The 18,642-nt window shown below is 67.0% G+C and carries 19 protein-coding genes, 1 tRNA gene and 1 pseudogene; 9 read left to right on the top strand and 12 right to left on the bottom strand.

Translation table 11 applies throughout. The features are described 5' to 3' along the window. Positions 1-13 precede the first annotated feature (13 nt). Complete coding sequence (locus RMCB_RS14630) at positions 14-1,564, top strand: dolichyl-phosphate-mannose--protein mannosyltransferase (protein ID WP_062829320.1); 1,551 nt, start codon at positions 14-16, stop codon at positions 1,562-1,564. A gap of 185 nt (positions 1,565-1,749) precedes the next feature. Further along, entirely contained in the window at positions 1,750-2,601 is an 852-nt protein-coding gene (locus tag RMCB_RS14625; protein ID WP_062829319.1) for a putative endonuclease domain-containing protein, read from the top strand. A 59-nt stretch (positions 2,602-2,660) separates the two neighbouring features. On the opposite strand, the gene arcA is transcribed toward RMCB_RS14625, so the two are convergent. Next, positions 2,661-3,866, bottom strand: a complete 1,206-nt coding sequence (gene arcA, locus RMCB_RS14620) for an arginine deiminase (protein ID WP_029370666.1) — start codon at positions 3,864-3,866, stop codon at positions 2,661-2,663. Between the two features lie 48 nt (positions 3,867-3,914). On the opposite strand from arcA, the pseudogene soxR reads away from it, so the two are divergent. Together soxR and RMCB_RS14610 are read left to right on the top strand one after the other, a co-directional pair. Further along, positions 3,915-4,343: pseudogene (soxR, locus tag RMCB_RS14615) on the top strand (redox-sensitive transcriptional activator SoxR); the annotation flags it as partial. A gap of 36 nt (positions 4,344-4,379) precedes the next feature. Continuing rightward, positions 4,380-4,976 carry an alpha-ketoglutarate-dependent dioxygenase AlkB gene (locus RMCB_RS14610; protein WP_062829552.1) on the top strand — a complete coding sequence of 199 codons (597 nt, stop codon included), beginning with the start codon at positions 4,380-4,382 and terminating at the stop codon, positions 4,974-4,976. 8 nt (positions 4,977-4,984) lie between these two features. On the opposite strand, the gene RMCB_RS14605 is transcribed toward RMCB_RS14610, so the two are convergent. Beyond that, positions 4,985-5,599 (bottom strand): DUF5642 family protein, encoded by a 615-nt coding sequence (locus tag RMCB_RS14605; protein WP_407662126.1) that lies wholly within the window; start codon positions 5,597-5,599, stop codon positions 4,985-4,987. Positions 5,600-5,686: 87 nt separating this feature from the next. After that, positions 5,687-6,301, bottom strand: a complete 615-nt coding sequence (locus RMCB_RS14600; protein WP_264028775.1) for a DUF5642 family protein — start codon at positions 6,299-6,301, stop codon at positions 5,687-5,689. A 188-nt stretch (positions 6,302-6,489) separates the two neighbouring features. Here RMCB_RS14600 and RMCB_RS14595 point away from each other — a divergent pair, with 188 nt between their 5' ends. Further along, positions 6,490-6,744 (top strand): hypothetical protein, encoded by a 255-nt coding sequence (locus tag RMCB_RS14595; RefSeq protein WP_029370661.1) that lies wholly within the window; start codon positions 6,490-6,492, stop codon positions 6,742-6,744. A gap of 307 nt (positions 6,745-7,051) precedes the next feature. After that, positions 7,052-7,765 (top strand): envelope biogenesis lipoprotein LpqN, encoded by a 714-nt coding sequence (locus RMCB_RS14590; RefSeq protein ID WP_062829551.1) that lies wholly within the window; start codon positions 7,052-7,054, stop codon positions 7,763-7,765. Positions 7,766-7,781: 16 nt separating this feature from the next. Here the strand turns inward: RMCB_RS14590 and RMCB_RS14585 are convergent, their stop codons facing one another. The 3 genes from RMCB_RS14585 to RMCB_RS36820 all read right to left on the bottom strand — a co-directional run bounded on the left by RMCB_RS14585 (position 7,782) and on the right by RMCB_RS36820 (position 10,949). Then, a complete protein-coding gene (locus RMCB_RS14585; RefSeq protein WP_062829316.1) occupies positions 7,782-8,783 on the bottom strand; it encodes an acetyltransferase Pat in 1,002 nt (333 codons plus the stop codon). Between the two features lie 82 nt (positions 8,784-8,865). Beyond that, positions 8,866-10,761 carry a potassium transporter Kup gene (locus RMCB_RS14580; protein ID WP_062829550.1) on the bottom strand — a complete coding sequence of 632 codons (1,896 nt, stop codon included), beginning with the start codon at positions 10,759-10,761 and terminating at the stop codon, positions 8,866-8,868. Between the two features lie 56 nt (positions 10,762-10,817). Further along, a complete protein-coding gene (locus RMCB_RS36820) occupies positions 10,818-10,949 on the bottom strand; it encodes a hypothetical protein (RefSeq protein WP_264028765.1) in 132 nt (43 codons plus the stop codon). Positions 10,950-11,290: 341 nt separating this feature from the next. Here RMCB_RS36820 and RMCB_RS14575 point away from each other — a divergent pair, with 341 nt between their 5' ends. Then, positions 11,291-11,776, top strand: a complete 486-nt coding sequence (locus RMCB_RS14575; protein ID WP_062829315.1) for a MarR family winged helix-turn-helix transcriptional regulator — start codon at positions 11,291-11,293, stop codon at positions 11,774-11,776. Between the two features lie 18 nt (positions 11,777-11,794). Here RMCB_RS14575 and RMCB_RS14570 read toward each other — a convergent pair whose 3' ends face one another. The 6 genes from RMCB_RS14570 to RMCB_RS14545 form a co-directional block, all read right to left on the bottom strand. After that, a complete protein-coding gene (locus RMCB_RS14570) occupies positions 11,795-12,241 on the bottom strand; it encodes a hypothetical protein (protein ID WP_234792106.1) in 447 nt (148 codons plus the stop codon). 75 nt (positions 12,242-12,316) lie between these two features. Beyond that, positions 12,317-12,389 (bottom strand) — tRNA-Ala (locus RMCB_RS14565). A gap of 54 nt (positions 12,390-12,443) precedes the next feature. Further along, positions 12,444-13,502, bottom strand: coding sequence for a divisome protein SepX/GlpR (gene sepX / locus RMCB_RS14560; protein ID WP_062829313.1), 1,059 nt, complete (start codon positions 13,500-13,502; stop codon positions 12,444-12,446). A gap of 221 nt (positions 13,503-13,723) precedes the next feature. Beyond that, positions 13,724-14,377 carry a GNAT family N-acetyltransferase gene (locus RMCB_RS14555; RefSeq protein WP_062829312.1) on the bottom strand — a complete coding sequence of 218 codons (654 nt, stop codon included), beginning with the start codon at positions 14,375-14,377 and terminating at the stop codon, positions 13,724-13,726. Positions 14,378-14,379: 2 nt separating this feature from the next. Beyond that, the gene (glp, locus tag RMCB_RS14550) at positions 14,380-15,639 is read right to left on the bottom strand and encodes a molybdotransferase-like divisome protein Glp (protein WP_029370653.1); all 1,260 of its coding nucleotides are present in this window, start codon (positions 15,637-15,639) and stop codon (positions 14,380-14,382) included. Between the two features lie 45 nt (positions 15,640-15,684). Next, on the bottom strand, positions 15,685-16,608 hold the full coding sequence (locus tag RMCB_RS14545; RefSeq protein ID WP_029370652.1) for a UTP--glucose-1-phosphate uridylyltransferase: 924 nt from the start codon (positions 16,606-16,608) through the stop codon (positions 15,685-15,687). A 27-nt stretch (positions 16,609-16,635) separates the two neighbouring features. On the opposite strand from RMCB_RS14545, the gene RMCB_RS14540 reads away from it, so the two are divergent. Both RMCB_RS14540 and RMCB_RS14535 read left to right on the top strand, forming a co-directional pair. Further along, positions 16,636-17,235: a 5-formyltetrahydrofolate cyclo-ligase gene (locus RMCB_RS14540; RefSeq protein WP_109784283.1), complete on the top strand. Its 600-nt coding sequence runs from the start codon at positions 16,636-16,638 to the stop codon at positions 17,233-17,235. 19 nt (positions 17,236-17,254) lie between these two features. Beyond that, positions 17,255-18,538, top strand: a complete 1,284-nt coding sequence (locus RMCB_RS14535) for a PucR family transcriptional regulator (RefSeq protein ID WP_131805528.1) — start codon at positions 17,255-17,257, stop codon at positions 18,536-18,538. The last annotated feature ends 104 nt before the right edge of the window (positions 18,539-18,642 follow it).

Below are 18,642 nucleotides of genomic sequence, written 5' to 3'. Positions count from 1 at the left end.
TACGATCGCTTGCGTGACCGCCACCGCCACCGATACGCCGACGGCGCAGCACGCGGTTCCGCTCATCAGCCCGGCACCGGTGATTCCGGCTGCCGACTTCGGGCCATTGGACCGGCTGCAGGGCTGGGCGATGACCGCCGTCATCGCCGCACTGGCCGCAGTCAGCCGGTTCCTGAACCTCGGCTCACCGACCGATGCGGGCACGCCGATCTTCGACGAAAAGCACTACGCGCCGCAGGCCTGGCAGATGCTGTTCAACCACGGTGTCGAGGACAATCCCGGCTACGGCCTGGTGGTCCACCCACCCGTGGGCAAGCAGTTGATCGCCATCGGTGAGGCGCTGTTCGGCTACAACGGGGTGGGCTGGCGGTTCACCGGCGCGGTGTGCGGCGTGATCCTCGTGGTGTTGGTGGCCCGGATCGCGCGGCGGATCAGCCGGTCGACCATCGTCGGCGCCATCGCCGGGCTGCTGCTGACCGCCGACGGCGCCAGCTTCGTCGCAGCCCGCACCGCGCTGCTGGACGGGTTCCTCGTGCTGTTCGTGGTGGCCGCCTTCGGGGCCCTCATGGTCGACCGCGACCAGGTCCGCGAACGCATGTACATCGCCTATGCCGAAGGCCGGATCGCCGAGACGCCGTGGGGTCCACGCCTGGGGGTGCGCTGGTGGCGATTCGGCGCGGGCGTGCTGCTGGGACTGGCGTGCGCGACGAAGTGGTCGGGCCTGTATTTCGTGGTGTTCTTCGGTGCGATGACGCTCGTGTTGGACGCCGTCGCCCGCAAGCAATACAAGGTGCCGCATCCGTGGCAGGGGATGCTGCGCCGCGACCTGGGCCCTGCCGTCTACGCGCTCGGCCTGATCCCGTTCGGGGTGTACCTCGCGTCGTATGCGCCCTGGTTCGCCTCCGAGACCGCCGTCAACCGCCACGAGGTGGGGCAGTCGATCGGCGAGGATTCGCTGCTCCCGCTGCCCGATGCGATCCGATCGCTGTGGCACTACACCTACGCGGCCTACCACTTCCATTCCGGGCTGACCAACGCCGCGGGCAACCACCATCCGTGGGAATCCAAACCCTGGACGTGGCCGATGTCGCTGCGGCCCGTGCTGTATGCGATCGACAACCACGATGTGCCCGGCTGTGGCGCGCAGTCCTGCGTCAAGGCGGTGATGCTCGTCGGCACGCCGGCGATGTGGTTCATCGCCGTCCCGGTTTTGGGCTGGGCGCTGTGGCGGGCCGTCTTCCGCCGCGACTGGCGCTACGCCGTGGTGCTCGTCGGCTACTGCGCGGGATTCCTGCCCTGGTTCGCCGACATTGACCGGCAGATGTACTTCTTCTACGCCGTGGTGATGGCGCCCTTCCTGGTGCTGGCGCTCGCGCTGATCCTCGGCGACATCCTGCATAAGCCAAACCAAAACGCCGAGCGCCGAACACTGGGCCTTTTGGTGGTCTGCGGCTACGTCGCGCTCGTCATCACCAACTTCGCCTGGATGTACCCGATCCTCACCGGGCTGCCGATCTCCCAAGGCACCTGGAACCTGGAGATCATGCTGCCCAGTTGGCGGTAGGCGTGCTTGGGGCGCCGTTGAGCCGTCGTTTTCGACACAGGGTTGCGAATCGCAAGGCAGGACGACCGTGGTGTCGAAATCGGCGTCGACGGCGACATATCCCCAAACCAGTTTTCATCCCCAGCTGCGCGTCAAATCGATATCTGCTGAGCGCAGACGTCGTCGCTCCTGCGGACCATCCCCCCATGGTCGAACCATTCATCGGGCCGGAGGCCCTCACCGCGGGGCGCCTTACCCGCGGGCAGTTGAGATGGCGGTACACGTCGTCACAACCGCGCGTCTACCTACCGAGGGGCATCACCCCGACGCTGGAAGTAAACACTGTCGCAGCTTGGCTGTGGTCCGGCCGCCGCGCCATCATCGCCGGCCGCGCCGCCGCGGCACTGCACGGCGCGAAATGGGTCGTTGACGACGCCCCGGTGGAATTGATCGTCAAGCACGGCCGGCGACGGCCGGGGATCGTGATGCGCGACGAACGAATCTCACCCGACGAGATCTGCCGAATCGGCGAGCTGCCAGTCACAACACCACTTCGGACTGCGCTCGACCTCGCACGATTTCTGCCCCGCGATAGTGCGGTCTCGCATCTGGACGCGCTCTCTGCTGCCACCGGCGTCGGCGCCGCACAGGTGCTGGAGCTCGCTACGCGGTATCCGGGCCTTCGCGGAATCCGCAGCGCCCGAACGGCGCTCGCCCTGATAGATGCGGGCGCACAGTCGCCGCAGGAGACGCTGCTCCGTCTGCTGCTCATCGATGCGGGCTACCCGCGACCGAGCACACAGATCAGGGTCACCGACGGTTTCGGCGAGGCATTCATCGATATGGGATACGACGAGCCGAAGATTGGCCTCGACTACGACGGCAAACACCATGCCACCGATCGCCCCCGATATGTTCACGACATCGGCCGTAACGAGCTTGTCGCCCGTGAGGGCTGGATCGATATCCATGTGGTCGCCGAACACAGCCGGGCATTCATCCTGCACCGGGTGAAAGAAGCGTTTGCACGGCGTGGCTACCCGCCGATTTCGACATGAGGGTTGCTATGGCGCCGGAGCCGCGACCCTGGCGTCGAAATCGGCGGTCCGCTCAACGCCTAGAGCGGGTCCCGCGCCGCCGGGCACGACATGCAGCGGGGCCCACCGCGGCCGGTGCCCAGCTCGGACGCCGCGATGGCGAGCACTTCGATACCGGAATCGGCAAGCCGTGCATTGGTTTCGACGTTGCGCTCATAGGCCACCACCACGCCCGGCGCGACGGCCAGCGTGTTGTTGCCGTCGTCCCATTGCTCGCGCTCGGCGGTGACGGGGTCCAACCCGGTGTCGATGACCCGCAGCTTGTCGATGCCCATCGCCTCGGCGGCGGCTTGCACGAACGGCACCGCGTCGTCGATGCGAACGCCACGGTCCTCGCGGTGAATGGTGAACGCGGACAACGAATCTACGATGTTCGGGTACATCACCACCGCGTCCACGTCGACCATGGTGCACACGGTGTCCAGGTGCATCTGGGCCCGCTCCTGCGCGATCGGCACCGCGAGGACCGTGTGAGCGAGATCGTCGTCGAAAAGGCTGCGCGCCAAGGCTTCCGCACCGGCAGGCGTCGTGCGCTCCCCCACCCCGACCGCGACGACACCGGGCGCCAGCAGCAGCACATCGCCGCCTTCGACGGGTGCCGAGCGGGATTCGTAGGCGCGCCGCACGCCGAGGAACCGCGGATGGTGGGCGTAGATGACGTCGGTCAGTGAGGTCTCGCGGGCCCGCGCGGGCAAGGCCAGCGAGGTGATGGCCACGCGCGGTCCGATCCAGAACGACGAGTCCCGGGTGAACAGCAGATTGGGCAGCGGGTCGATGACGAAGTCTCCGCCGTGGTGCATCCGTCGCACCAGGGAGATCTCGGCCTCGCTGAACGGCAGTTCGTTGAACGTCATCCCCGCCATCAGCACGTGCGCCAGGGCCGCGGGCGCCAAGGTCCGCAGATAGGCCGAAAGCTCGTGTGCCAGCGGCAGACCCAGCCGACGACCGTCCACCGCGGCCGATATGCCGTGCATCCGGGCCGCGCCGCTGGCGAGCGCCTCGGTGAGCAGGTCGGCCAGCAGCAACACCTCGACACCGCGGGAGCGCAGCAGATCGGCGAACGCGTCGTGCTCCTGCTGCGCCCGCGGAACCCACGGCACGCCGTCGAACAGCAACGCGTCGTTGTTGCGCGGGGTCAACCGCTGCAGTTCCGGCCCGGGCCGGTGCAGGATGGCGGCCCGCAGCGTGCCGACTTCGGAGTTGGAGCCCAGCACCACATCAGCCACAACGAGAACGTTAAACCCAACGACCACCTCAAGTAGGGTTTAGGTGTCATGGACACGCACGAGCTGACTCCCGGCGAGATGGCCCACCGTAGCGGCGTGGCCGTATCGGCCCTGCACTTCTACGAACGCGAAGGGCTCATCCACAGCCGCCGCACGTCGGGCAACCAGCGCCGCTATGCGCGCGAGACCCTGCGCCGGGTGGCGTTCATCAGAATGTCGCAGCGCCTCGGCATTCCGTTGGCCCGGATCCGCGAGGCGCTCGCGACGTTGCCCACCGACCGAGTGCCCACCAGCAAGGACTGGGCCAAGCTCTCGGCGGGCTGGCGCCAGGATCTCGACGACCGCATCCTGCACCTACAACGGCTGCGCGACAATCTGACGGGCTGCATCGGCTGCGGCTGCCTGAGTCTGAAAACCTGCCTGCTGACCAACCCCGGCGACGTGTTGGCCGAGCAGGGCCCGGGCGCCTCGCGCCTCCGGTGCATCGAACGTCTGTGCGATACACTCGCGGCCATGGAGCTGGCGCTGCAAGGCTCGCTGTTCGAGCACGCGGAACGTCGCAGACTCGGCAACGGGGCCTGGGTGGAGCTGCGTTCCGGTTGGCTGCCTGACGCAGATTCGCTGTTCGAGGAACTGATGGACACCATCCCCTGGCGCGCCGAGCAGCGCGAGATGTACGACCGGGTGGTCGACGTACCGCGGCTGGTCAGCTTTCACCACCTGGTCAACGAACCGGTGCCGCATCCCCGGCTCAAGCAGATCCGGCGCCGGCTCAACGACACCTACGGCGGCGAGCTCGGCGAGCCGTTCACGACCGCCGGGCTGTGCATGTACCGCGACGGCAACGACAGTGTGGCGTGGCACGGGGACACCATCGGCCGCGGCCGTACCGAGGACACCATGGTGGCCATCGTAGGTCTCGGTGCGACAAGGGTTTTCGCGCTGCGCCCGCGCGGCGGCGGTCATGCGCTGCGGTTGCAGCACCGGCACGGCGATCTGCTGGTGATGGGTGGCTCGTGCCAGCGCACGTGGGAGCATTCGATACCGAAGACCAGCAGGTTGGTCGGTCCGCGCATCAGCATCCAGTTCCGGCCGCACGGCGTGCACTGAGGAGCCGATCAGCCTCTGACGGCGGTGACCGCGGCGGTCAGCAGGTCGCGCGCTTTCCCGGTGTCGACAGGCGTGACCGGCTTGTCGGGAAGCACCAGCGGGTTGGCCGTGACGATCACCAGGTAGGACCCGAAGCTCGCCACGTAGTTGTACAGCTCTCCGGTGCGAGGGTGCCCCTGCACCGAAGTCTGCACCACGCGGTGCGTGCCGAGGGTCGGAATTCCGTCGATCTTGGGTGCCTCGACAACGTCGACCTGACCGCGTGAGCCCGGTCCGGCGAACTTCACCTGCTTGCACGAATCACCGGGATCGTTCACCGGGATCGGCTGGGAGGTCTCCACGGCCAGCACGATGAATCGCTGGCCCGCACCCTCGGCCACCGCGGCGGCCATGTTGCCCTTCAAACCCGGAGGAAACGTCTGGCCTTCGGCGAACTTCGAGCATTCGGCAGGCTCGAACGTCATTCCCGGCGGTATCTTCTGCGGCGCCAGCAGTTTCGGGTCGATCCCCGTCGGCGCGACATCTTTGACCTTGAAATCGGGACCGAAGTCGGTCTTCACCTGGGTCACGTTGGCGATGTTGGCGTTGGGGTACGCCGGCTTGTCCGAGTGACTGCAGGCCACCAAAGCGCAGGCACTGACGGCAGTGCCCACGATGACAGGTATCACATTCCGGTTCGGCATCGCTGACAACTTACCGGGCGCGACGGTTCAGCTGCGTATCGCCGACACCGTTTTCACCAACAGATCCGCGGCGTACTCGGGGCCGAGCGGCGGAACCGGGGAGCCCGGGTCGGTGACGATCGTGACGAAGCAGTGAAACTCACCCAAATCAGCGGTAAACGTGTCGGCGTGCGAACGGGTTTCGTTGCCGCCTTCGACGACGGTCGATATCACGGTCGTCATGCCGGTGGTGATGGCGTCGGGGATGGCGGGCGCGGCGACGGCCATCACCGTGCCCGTGCTGTGCCCGCCGCGCAGACTCCATTGCGCGCATTGCTCGCCGAGCGTCAGATCGGGTTCCGCCGTCGTCCGTGCGACGACGGCATAGACGATCCCGCCCGGACCCGAACCCGACCAACCGCGGGCGGTGGCCGGGTCCACCGCCGGGGCGGCCCAGTCCGAGCACTGCGGCGGGTCGGCAGTCCACTGTGATCCGAACCCCCACAGGGCAATGGGTGTGATGCGCTTGTCGATTGGGGCCACGTCGTAGCCCGGCGGAAGCGCCTGGCGCACGCGGTCGATTCGAACGGGATTCGCTGTGGCCGTAGCCACGGTCGTCGACGAAATGGGCCCGCTCGGCTCCGGCGCTCCGGTACATGCCACCGCGCACCACGTCGCGGCCGCTGCGACTGCCACTTTGCGCACAGGCTTCTTGTCTAGCACCGTTGTCAACTCATTTTTGGGTCGTGAATCACCGACAACTGTTGGGATTCAGTGGAATTTAACTCCACCGCGAGCGGTTTGGACATAGTGAGCGCTCAATCGACGACAAAACTCGGGAAGGCAAGACAGTGTATGGGTTGGCATATGCGACGATCACCGGTGGCGCGGCGCTGTCCGCGTTCACGCTCGGTCTCGCAGCGCCGGCAATGGCTGCGCCGTCGGGTGTCGGGTCCGCACAGGACACCGTGACTGAGCTGGAACGCAATGGCTATCACGTGGTTTTGACCAGGCAGGGTCCCGCCCCGCTCGACCGGTGCACGGTGCGTTCGGTGCAACCGGCCACCGTCGTAAGCCAGACGGTGCTGCTCACTGCGAGGTGCTGACGGCGGTACGGAACTGAGCCGACGCCACAGGCGGTGCACGGGCTCGCGCAGCTACGGCGAGCCCGTGCACAACTGCAGGCGAGCGTCGGTCCCAGGCCGACTCGGCTAATCCGGACCGAGCGGTAGGTTCGGTACTTGTCAACGCAAGGAAACTTTTTGCCTACGCAACATAGGCTGTGAGGTCGCTGCACGGCGAATGGCGAATGCCGCCGCAAGGCCACCCGTTCTGTGGTGCAATCCGTGTCCAAAGGGCACCGTTGCCCGGCAGCACCATGCCGACCAACCGATGGGATAGCTGATGACGTCGATTTCCCAGTCCCTGCGGGCCGGCGGCATCGTCGTCGCCGCCGTGGCGCTCGCCATCTCGCTGGCCGGCTGCCGGTCCGACAGCAAGCCGCAGGAGACCACCACGTCGAAGTCGACGGAGAGCAGCACCACGACGACGGCGGCCGCGAAGAAGGGCATGCACGACGCGCCCTCTCCGACGGCCACGTCAGGCCCGAACTACACGATCGTCGACTACATCCGGGACAACAATCTCGTCGAAACCGCAGTGCACCAAGGAGATCCGGGCACCCCGGCGCTCAATCTGCCGGTTCCCCCCGGCTGGTCGCTGGCCGGGGACAAGACGCCGGACTGGGCATGGGGCGCCATCGTCTCCGACGACCCCGAGTACGCGGCTGATCCGCCGTCGGTCATCGCGCTGATGTCCAAGCTGACCGGCAACGTCGACCCTGCGAAGATCCTCGAATACGCGCCCAACGAGATCAAGAACCTGCCCGGCTACGAGGCGATGGGCGACGGGTCCAGCAGCACCCTCGGCGGATTCCAGGCGTTCCAGTTCGGCGGCGGCTACGTTCGTGACGGCGCCAAGCGGGTCATCGCCCAGAAAACAGTCGTGATCCCGGGCCAGGACGGTCTGTATGTGTTGCAGCTCAACGCCGATGGCCTCGAGGACCAGATGGGCGCGCTGCTCGACGCCACCAATGTGATCGACGAGCAGACCACCATCACGCCCTGACTCGGTCGCCGATCCCTCACTGGCTCACCGCCCGGATGACCTGGCGGGTGGCGTCGCGGATCTGCTCGATGAGCTCGGCCGGGAACGGTACCGAATCAGCCGGTGGCACAGCCACTTCCGTGGTCACCACACCCAGGTCGTCACGATGCCACTCCGCTCCGAGCCGGTCGAGAATGTGCCGCATGGCGTAGTTGTCGGTCAGCACCCGCGCCGTAAAGCGTTGAACGCCAACGTATCCCGCCGAGATCACCAGGGCGCCCATCAGGAAACTGCCGATGCCACGCCCTTGGTATTCGTCACCGACGGTGAACGCCACCTCGGCTGTCGTTGAATGCGCTTCATCGCGCACGAACCGGGCGTCGGCGACCACAGGCCCAAGAGCGCCCTCGGTCATCACCCACACGAAGTGCTCGGCGTAATCCACCTCGAACAGATACTCCAACAACGCCTTTGTGGGCTTGCGCACCGACTGGAAACGCCGGTAAAGGGTTTCACTGGAGAACTCGACGGGCCCGTTCAGCGTGCGCTCGACGTCACCGGGCAGCACCGGACGCAGGTAAAACCAGTCCCCACTGCGCACTTGGACCGGGATCGGCGTGATGAACGCCGCGAGCCGCTGCCGTGCGATGCGCACCAGTTTGTCGAGCATGCCGGGCAGTTCGAGCAGCGTCGCGAAGGCGTCGCGATCGCCGACCCATCCGATCAGCGGCTCGACGGCCACCACCGTCGCGGACCGTGGCGCGTCGCGCAGCAGTGCGATCTCCCCCACGATGAGGCCAGGGCCGATCTCGGCAACCGTCGTCACTCCGTCATCTCCGGTATGGATGACCTGCACCCGGCCGCGGCGGATCGCCAGATAGGACACCGCGCGCTCGCCCTGGCGCATCAGCACCTCGCCGGGTTCCGCCGTCAGCGGTCGCAACTGTGCCGCCAGCGGGGCCAGATCAGACAGTCGGCACTCGGCGAAAAATTCCAGAGCAGCCAGCTCGTCGGCGCGGACTCCGGTCAGTTCGTCCACGTCCCCTCCGGTTCTCGGCTTGGCACCAGGCTACGACGGATACCGACGCGCCGAGGTCGGACGCGGCCAAACCGGACGAGACTCACACCTCGATGCGTGAGCCGATGATCACCGTGCGGTCGAGCGGAAGTTTGAAATACGCCGCGGCATCGGCGGTGATGTACGACGTCGCGATGAACAGCCGTTTGCGCCATTTCGCCATGGTGGGCGCGTCTCCGGCCACCAGATCGATCTTGGACAGGAAGTACGACGCATCGGCGATATCGACAGGTCCCTCGGTGAGCGACGGGTCGAGCTTGCGCAGCGTCGCAGGCACGTTGGGCCGTTCCATGTAGCCGAACCGCGCGGTCACGTGCACGATGCCGTCGTCGCTGTGACCGAGCCCGCTGACAGTGATGCGCTCACTGTCCGGCACGCGCGGGATGGGTTCGGTGTCCAGCGACAGGATGATGACGTGCCGGTGCAGCACGTGGTTGTGGTCCACGTTGGAGCGCATGGCCAGCGGCGCAGTGTTGCCGCTGCGGTTGAGGAACACAGCAGTGCCGGGTACCCGAGGCAACGGCGGCCTGCTGCGCGCCAGTTCGTCGATGAACTCGGTGAGCGACCCCTCGGCCTCCTCGCGGGCCGCGGTGACGATGTGACGGCCGCGCTGCCAGGTGGTCATGATCGCGAAGGTCACCACGCCGATGAGCAACGGCAGCCAGGCGCCGTGCACGATCTTGGTCAGGTTGGCCGCGAACAGCAGCAGGTCGGCCGTGAGCAGACCGCCGCCGCCGAACACCACGAGCCACATCGGTGTGTTCCACCGGGTGCGGGCGTAATACAGGAACAGCGTGGTGGTGATGGTGATGGTCGCGGTGACGGCCATCCCGTAGGCGTACGCCAGCGCCGCGGAACTGCGGAACGCGAACACCAGCGTCAGCACACCCACGAACAGCACGCCGTTGATCCACGGCACGTAGACCTGGCCGATGGTGGAGGCCGACGTGTGGGCGATGCGCAACCGCGGCAGATAACCGAGTTGCGCCGCCTGGGAGGCCACCGAGTAGGCGCCGGTGATCACGGCCTGCGACGCGATGACCGTCGCCGCGGCGGCGAGCACGACGATCGGCAGCCTGGCCCATTCGGGTGCGAGGAGGAAAAACGGTGCGCTGACGTTGTTCTCGTCACCGATCAGCAGCGCCCCCTGCCCGAAATAGCTCAACGTGCATGCCGGCAACACCAGCGACAGCCAGCCTCGGGTGATGGCCTTACGGCCGAAGTGGCCCATATCGGCGTACAGCGCCTCGGCACCGGTGACGGCGAGCACGACGGCAGCGAGTGCGAAGAACGCGATGTGGAAGTGGCCGAGGACGAATCCCAGCGCGTAGGTGGGCGACAGTGCCCACAGGATCTGGGGATGAGTGAGGATACCGCTGACGCCGCAGGCCCCGATCGCGACGAACCAGACGACCATGACGGGTCCGAAGAACCGGCCGACGACGGCCGTGCCATGCCGCTGCACCGCGAACAGCGCCACGATGATCACCGCGGTGATCGGCACCACCCACTCCCCCAGCCCGGGTTCGACGACCTTGAGGCCCTCGACCGCCGAGAGCACCGAGATGGCCGGGGTGATCATGCTGTCGCCGAAAAACAGTGCGGCGCCGAAGATTCCGAGCGCCGCCAGTACCATCGCGGTACGGTGCCCCGCCGACCCGCCCCACCGCTGCAGCAGGGTGATCAGCGCCATGATGCCGCCTTCACCGTTGTTGTCGGCGCGCATGATGAGCATCACGTAGGTCAGCGTGACGATGGTCGCCACAGTCCAGAAGATCAGCGACACCACGCCGTAGACGTTGTTGTCGTTGAGCGGAACGGGATGCGGATCATCCGGATTGAACAGCGTCTGCAGCGTATAGATGGGGCTGGTGCCGATATCGCCGAAGACCACACCGAGGGCGGAGATCACCACCGCGAAGGTGACCTTCTGCCGCATCCCGGAGGACGTGTGATCGGTGACTGACGTCGGGTGGGCCACAACGCGCCTCTCGTTCAGCGGGTGCCGCCGATCGATTGCTGCCGGCTGCGCGCCAGCCGGTCGCCCCGAAGGTTGATGTAGCGGCAGGCCAGCAGGATCGATGTGGGCACGGCAAGCATAACGAGAAGCTCGAGCAGATTGGTCATAGATGCCGGCACCGATCGGTCGCAGTCACAGCGACCATTGCAGAGGAACATTCCGGCACTCGGCAAGCGTCTTGACGCAATCCTTACGCCCGCGACGGCGGAATTGCGGCCGTTGACCGACTTCGATATACGCCGAGAGCCGGGCCTGGGTCACCTCGGCACTGCCGCCTGTAGCTCGTCGCGCCACGTCGTACCATCGGTCGCGTGGTCGAAGGCGTGAAATCTGTTGTGCACCAGCGATAACCACATGATTGTGCACGACAATTCTTGTCCTATGCAAAACCTGTGATTTGCGAAATCAGGCCACCTGAAAATGCCCGCGACGTGGGATACTTTTCGCCATGGCCACGGCGCATCAGGTTGCGACAACGAAGACACCGGTCGACGAACTCATCGCATTCGAGGTCGCAACACGCGACTTGGTGGGCGTGGCACTACGCAGCGTCGAGCAACTCGAGGTGTCGCTGCCGCAGTTCCGGCTGCTGCTGACTCTCTCCGAGCTCGGCCGGTCGACTTCGTCGGACTGTGCACGCGCGCTCGGCGTCGTCGGCTCGTCCGTCACACGTCTGGCCGACCGGCTGCACAACTCGGGCCATCTGGTCCGCGGCACGGATCCGACCAACCGCAGCATCGTCACATTGGAACTGACCGCCCAGGGCCGCAAACTCGTCAAGCAGGTCAGCACCCGACGCCGCCGGGAGTTGAGCCGCGTGCTCGACACCATCAACGCCGACGACCGGGCGGCATGCGCGGCCGTGCTGCGCACGCTGCACGACCACTTCGGCGACGACTATGCGGGCGACCTCTACAACCCGATGCCGCTGTAGCGCAACGGTTTCGCTACGTCATCGGTGCGCGGCCGGCGTCAGCGCAGCGACCCACGCCGGGTTGTCGGTGACGAAAAAGCCGACCTCGCCTTTGGCTGTCTGAACCACCAGGTGCTCGCGACCGCCCACCACAGCGCCCTTGAAGGCCTTCGCCAGCCGCACACCTGTGATCGCGGCGACTGGAATGTCGAAGGCCTTACCGGTCAGCGTCCGGAACAACAGCCGTCGACCGCCCAGGGCGATCAGGCCGTTGTTGCACACCATCGGATACCCGGGTGCCGTCGCGCCGCGGTACACACCCTTCTCCGGACCACGGACCACCCCTTCGGATTCGAGCTCGGCGGTCAACTGCGCGGCGGCGGCCCGGCTACGCCGCTTGAACCACAAGATGATCGGAATCCAGATCAGCGCCTGCACGCCGAGGATGCCGAGAACCAGCACGACCACGAACACCGGCGTACTCACGGATCGGATTGTCCGGCATCGGCGGGCTTCCGCGCCCAGAAACAAGAAAACCCCAGACCAGCTGGGGTTTTTCTGTGGAGCTAAGGGGAATCGAACCCCTGACCTACTCGATGCGAACGAGTCGCGCTACCAACTGCGCCATAGCCCCTGATACCGAGAGGAAAGGCTACCAGCCCGTGGCCCGGGAACTGAAACCGGCTGGTTACTGCCCGGCTGCGCGCGGCAGATCGTATTCGCGCGTGAACGGGACGTAGTCCAGATGCTCGAAAATCGGGTCTTCGTCGTCGATGTCGAGAACCACCGAACCGGGCCGCCGCAACCGGGACGGGACGACGTCGAGCTTGTGGTCGTCGGTGTTCTCCACGCCGAGCCGAGACCGCATCATGCGCTGGGCGCGCCTGCGGCGCAGCTGTTCCTCGATGCGGGTCTGACGGCGCAGGTAACCCAGGTACAGCACGGTCATGGTGGCGACGGTGCCCAGAACCCACCACGCCGACGGCGTCAGGAGGAAGGCCGCGGCGGCCGAGAAGACCATGAGCGCAGCGAACACCGCGAGTACCCGCTTGCGGAACTTGTACTTGCGAGCGCTCACCGCGGCGGCGGTCTTGGATTCGAAGCGGCGGCTGCGCGAGTCTTTCACCGATGCCGCAGCGGGCGCGTCTTCGGCGTCGTCTTCGCCGTCCTCATCGGGCTCAGACTCGAGCCCGGACGAGTCGGCCACGTACTCGTACTCATCGGCGGTGCCGTCGGCCTGCTCGTCGGCAGCCTCGTCGGTCTGCTCCGGCTCGTCGAGATCCGTTGGCAGCTGGTCGGTTTCAGGCTCGGCCTGGCTGATCTCGGGCTCGACCTCGATGTGCTCGAACTGGTCGGTCGCGGGCTCCTCGGCCTGCAGGGTGCTGACGGGCAGCGCACCGGAATCCTCTTCGACGATGTCGACGTCGAGGTAATCGGGCTCGGCCGGTTCGGCGACCGCGGCAACGACCACCACCGACCGCTCCGGCGCTGCCTCTTCGAACTCGTCGTCGAGTTCTTCGTCGAGGTGGTCACCGGACCGTTGCCAGTGCGGGTCGCTGTGGTGGCCTGCGGCCGGACCTCGTCGTAGCCGCTGCGCGTTGCGACCGCCGTTGAGAACCCGCGTGGCGAGTGCGACGTCGCTGGTGCGACGGACCGCGTCACGCTTGCTGATCAACATCGGAACCAGCACGAAGAGCCAGAGGACCACGAGAGAAATCCAAAGCAGAGACTGGGGGATGCTTGGCATGAAGCCTGCTCCTTTCCCCATCAGGCTAGGTCTGTGACCAGCGCATCCGTGGGCGGCGCGCCGAGGTCAATTACACACCTGTAATTCAACTGAGACAAGCACCAACAGCCCCAAGTGTCACATTAGTAACAGGTTGCTCGGTGAAGGCGGCTTGAGATTGCGTCCAGGGTCGCGGATTCGCTGGGGCCGCGACCCTGAGTGCAATCTCAACGAAAAGGCAGTCAGGCCCAGCTCGCCCGGCCGGCGCGGACCAACGCCTGCGCGGCCGATTCCTTCATTTCATCGACGGTGATCGCGACGAGCAGATGATCCCGCCACGCGCCGTCGACCTCCAGGTAGCGCCGCAGCAGGCCCTCTTCGCGGAAGCCGACCCGCGCCAGCACCGCCCGGCTGATCGCGTTCTCCGGCCGCACGGTCGCCTCGACGCGGTGCAACCGCACCCCGGCAAAACAATGGTCGAGGCCCAGTGCCAACGCCCCGGTGGCGATGCCGCCGCCGGTCTTCTCGCTGGCCACCCAGTACCCGATCCACGCCGAGCGCAGCGCCCCGTGCGTGACGTTGCCGATGGTGAGCTGACCGGCGAACTGCCCGTCCAGCTCGATCACATACGGCAGCATGCGGCCCTTCCTGGCCTCGGCTCGCAGCCCCGAGCACACCGCCGGCCATGACGAAACAGCATGGCGCACAGTCCAATCCGCACCGGATACCGGCTCCCACGGTTCCAGGTGATCTCGGTCGGCGAGCCTGATGCGGCTCCACACCGCCGCGTCACGCAACCGCACCGGACGTAGCTTCACCACGCCCGCGGGCACCCGCAGCGGGCCGAGTGGGTCGGGCCAACCGGGGTGGATCCCACCCGAGCGAAAGAGGGTCATGTTCAGCCGCGCTGGGCCAGGAATGCGACATCGACGGTCTCGCCGGTGCGGATCTGTTCGGCTTCGCTGGGGACGACGACCAGACAGTTGGCCTCGGCCAGCGTTGCCAGCAGGTGGGTGGACGCGCCCGGCGTGCCCCCGAGGGCCTGCACGAGGTATTCACCACTGTCCTGATCGCGCATCAACTGGCCGCGCAGATATCCCGTGCGCCCGGCCACCGAGCTGATCGGCGACAGGGTGCGGGCCTGCACCACACGCCGCATGGGCTGGCGTTTACCCAGCGACAAGCGGATCAGCGGACGCACCATCACCTCGAACACGACAAGCGCGCTCACCGGATTGGCGGGCAGCAGGAACACGGGCACCCGATCGCGACCCAGCTGCCCGAAGCCCTGCACCGAACCCGGATGCATGGCGATGCGGGCCACCTCCATCTCGCCCAGCTCGGCGAGCACCGTACGCACGCTCTCGGCCGCGGCCCCGCCGACCGCGCCGGCGATCACCACGATCTCGTTCCGATTCACTTGGCCTTCAACGGTTTCCCGCAGTTCGCCGGGATCGGTGCTGATGATGCCGACGCGGTTCACCTCGGCTCCGGCGTCGCGCCCGGCCGCTGCCAGCGCATAGGAGTTGACGTCGTAGACCTGGCCGGTGCCGGGTGTGCGGGAGACGTCGACGAGCTCACCGCCGACACACATCACGGACAGCCGCGGGCGCGGATGCACCAGCACCCGGTCGCGCCCGACCGCGGCAAGCAGGCCGACCTGTGCGGGCCCGATGATGGTGCCTGCCCGCACCGCGACGTCACCGGGTTGCACGTCGTCGCCGGTACGCCGCACGTAGGCGCCGGACCGCACACCCCGCAGCACCCGCACGCGGTTCTGCCCGCCATCGGTCCACCGCAGCGGCAGGACGGCGTCGGCCAGCGTCGGCATGGGCGCACCGGTCTGCACTCGAGCCGCCTGGCGCGGCTGCAACCGGCTGGGTGTCCGTGCGCCCGCTTCGATCAAACCCATGACCGGCAGGCTGATCTCACCGTTGCTGCTCTCGTCCGCGTCGCCGTCGTCGCTCACGCCGAGAACGTCGACGCTGCGCACCGCGTACCCGTCGATGGCGGCCTGGTCGAATCCCGGCATCGGCCGCTCGGTCACGACCTCTTCCGCGCACATCAGCCCCTGCGCTTCGGCTATGGCCACCCGCACCGGCCGAGGCGCCACCGCGGCGGCGGCCACCCTGGCCTGCTGCTCCTCCACCGAACGCACAACACGCCTTCCTATCCCGTCTCTACCGGGCCCGACGCGCGGCTCTTATTGCTCGGCCAGACCCAACCGTTCGACCAACCACCGCCGCAACTCGGGGCCGTAGTCGTCGCGTTCCAACGCAAAGTCAACCGCAGCCATCAGGTAGCCGCCGGGATTTCCCAGGTCGTGTCGAGCTCCGCGGTGCACCACCACATGCACCGGATGACCTTCCTCGATCAACAGCGCGATGGCGTCGGTGAGCTGGATCTCGCCGCCCACTCCACGCGGAACCCGGCGCAGGGCATCGAAAATCGCCCGGTCCAGCACATAGCGGCCGGCCGCAGCATAGTGCGACGGGGCATCCTCGGGCTTGGGCTTCTCGACCATGCCCTTGACCCGCAGCACGTTCGGATTGGTCGAGTCGGCGACAGGCTCGACGTCGAATACGCCGTAGGCGCTGATGTCGTCGCCGGGCACCTCGATGGCGCACAGCACCGAGCCGCCGCGCTTGGACCGTGCCCGCGACATCGTCTCCAGCACGCCCGTCGGCAGCACCAGGTCGTCGGGCAGGAGCACGGAGATGGCGTCTTCGTCGGGATGCAGGCTCGCCTCGACACAGCTGACGGCGTGGCCCAATCCGAGCGGCTCGGCCTGCACGACCGATTCCACCTTGATCAGAGCGGGCGCCCGACGCACCTTCTCGAGCATCTTCACCTTGCCGCGGGCCGCCAGCGTGCCCTCCAGCACCAGGTCCTCGACGAAGTGCGCGACGACGCTGTCCTTACCTTCTGAGGTGACGATGATCAGCCGTTCGGCACCGGCCTCGGCCGCTTCCGCGGCGACCAGTTCGATGCCGGGCGTGTCGACCACCGGCAGCAGTTCTTTCGGCACCGTCTTGGTGGCGGGGAGAAACCGTGTCCCCAGGCCCGCAGCCGGAACGACCGCCGTGTAGGGAATAGGCAGCACAGGCGGCTTCGCAGACGTGGTCATCATTCACACCCTAACGCGCGTTCTGAAATGGTGGAGGTTGTGACCCCACCGACGAAGAGCGAGCTACGAGCCGCGCTCCTGCGGGCGCGACGCGCGATACCGAGGGAGTTACATGCCGCAGAGGCCGAGGCGCTGTGCGGCTGGCTACCCGGTGTCGTCGACCCCGGCCAGACTGTGTGTGCGTACGTACCCGTCGGTTCCGAACCGGGCTCCATCGCTCTCCTTGATCGGTTGCTCGAACTCGGCAGCCGGGTGCTGCTCCCCGTGGCCCGCAACGGCGCCGACGGAGTTCCGCTGCCGCTGCAGTGGGCCGATTATCAGCCTGGCACCCTGCAGTCCGCAGATTTCGGATTGCGCGAACCCGCACCTCCCTATTTACCCGCCGAAACGGTGAATCAAGCCGCCATAATCCTGGTGCCTGCGCTGGCGGTGGACCGATCCGGCGCGCGGCTGGGGCGGGGCGCCGGCTTCTACGACCGCACCCTGGATTCGGTGCGGGCGGGGACGAAACTGGTCGCCGTGGTGCGTGACGACGAACTGCTCGACGAACTGCCCGCCGAGCCCCACGACATCCGGATGACGCACGTGATGACGCCGAAAGGGGGTGTCGCGCTCCTTGCCCGGTGAGCTGCACGACAATCAGCGGGTGCCCGAGCCGGTGACCGCTGACTTCAGCGCCCGCATGCAGCTGATCGTCGATGTGCTCGCCCAGACCCTGGGCCGGGCCGTGCTGCTCGACGACGAGGAGCTGCAGCCCATCACCCATAGTCGCCAGCTCGGTGAACTCGACGATGTCCGCGTGCACAGCGTGCTGCTGCGCGAGACGCGCGCCGAGGTCAAGGCCGACCTGTTCGGCGTCGGCATCGGCACCGCGAACTCGGCCATGTGGACCCCGGCCTTCCCGCAGCACGGGTTGGTGCCCCGGTACTGCGTGCCCGTGCGCACCGCGACCGAACGCTTCGGCTACCTGTGGATACTCGACCGCGACGGGGCGTTGCCCGCCGAAGGCCAGCGGCTGGCCGAGCAGGCCGGTGCCGACCTGTTAGCCATCCTCGACCGGCGCAATGCGACGCTGCGCGCCGAGGAATCCGCCCAACAGACGGTGCTGATGCGATTGCTCAGTGCCTCGCCCGGCGAGCAGGCCGAGCAGGCCGTGCGGGAACTGCAGGCCAGAGATATGGCCCACCCCGACAGCACCGTGAGCGTGTTCGTGTTCGAGCCAGGCGCGCCCGGCGCAGGCGATCCCGTCGACCACACCATGGCGTTGCGGCTGCGGCTGGCCGCGACCGACCGGTCACGACAGTGGTTCACCGTCACCGGCACGCCGACGACGGTGCTCGCGGTGGCGCGTCGTGCGGCTGTCATCCCCTCCCCTGCTCCGAGCCTCGACGTCGTCGACACCGCGGCCGACATCGTCGCCGACGCGGTCGCCGCCAGCTACGGCATCCGGCCTGCCATCGGCGCGTCGGCCGAGCGGCTGCCGATCACGCAGGCCGCCGTCGCGCTGCGGCAAGCCCGCACGGCGTTGCGGCTGGGGCAGATCGGCGCATCCGATCAGCAGGTCACGGCATGGTCGAAGCTGGGGTCCTGGAGAACCCTGGCGCTGCTGGCCGAGGCTTACGGTCCCGACCGGCTCATCGAGCTGATCCACCCGGGCATCGTCGCGCTGATCGACGCACGTCGCGACGACCTCGTCCACACCCTGGAGGTGTACCTGGGCACCGGTGGCGATGCGCGGCGCACCGCCGAGGAGCTCTACCTGCACCGCTCCACGCTGTATTACCGGCTGGAGAAACTGACCGAGGCCGTCGGCGGCGATCTGGGTGACGGCGAGATCCGGTTCGAGCTGATGCTCGGCATCCGGCTGGCCCGCTTTGCCGGGTTGTACCGGCCCCACACTCCGGGCGGAGGCCGTCCGACAGCTGTCTGAAGGCACGGGGAAACTTTCGGACAATTTCGACCCCAATTTCAGCCATCAATTGCCACCCAAAGGAATAGCGTTCCTCTTCTACCAGCTTGTGACATGAATCACTT

This window comes from Mycolicibacterium brisbanense (assembly GCF_001570425.1).
GTDB lineage: Bacteria > Actinomycetota > Actinomycetes > Mycobacteriales > Mycobacteriaceae > Mycobacterium > Mycobacterium brisbanense.
Note: the sequence above shows the minus strand (reverse complement) of the source record. Positions and strands in the feature narration are given on the sequence as shown.

Excerpts from the sequence above, each read along its gene's own strand:
- RMCB_RS14625 (WP_062829319.1), top strand. The coding sequence starts at position 1,750 with ATGGTCGAACCATTCATCGGGCCGGAGGCCCTCACCGCGGGGCGCCTT.
- RMCB_RS14610 (WP_062829552.1), top strand. The coding sequence starts at position 4,380 with ATGGAGCTGGCGCTGCAAGGCTCGCTGTTCGAGCACGCGGAACGTCGC.
- RMCB_RS14580 (WP_062829550.1), bottom strand. The coding sequence starts at position 10,761 with ATGCGGCAGAAGGTCACCTTCGCGGTGGTGATCTCCGCCCTCGGTGTG.
- RMCB_RS36820 (WP_264028765.1), bottom strand. The coding sequence starts at position 10,949 with ATGACCAATCTGCTCGAGCTTCTCGTTATGCTTGCCGTGCCCACATCG.
- RMCB_RS14575 (WP_062829315.1), top strand. The coding sequence starts at position 11,291 with ATGGCCACGGCGCATCAGGTTGCGACAACGAAGACACCGGTCGACGAA.
- sepX (WP_062829313.1), bottom strand. The coding sequence starts at position 13,502 with ATGCCAAGCATCCCCCAGTCTCTGCTTTGGATTTCTCTCGTGGTCCTC.
- RMCB_RS14555 (WP_062829312.1), bottom strand. The coding sequence starts at position 14,377 with ATGACCCTCTTTCGCTCGGGTGGGATCCACCCCGGTTGGCCCGACCCA.
- RMCB_RS14545 (WP_029370652.1), bottom strand. The coding sequence starts at position 16,608 with ATGACCACGTCTGCGAAGCCGCCTGTGCTGCCTATTCCCTACACGGCG.
- RMCB_RS14540 (WP_109784283.1), top strand. The coding sequence starts at position 16,636 with ATGGTGGAGGTTGTGACCCCACCGACGAAGAGCGAGCTACGAGCCGCG.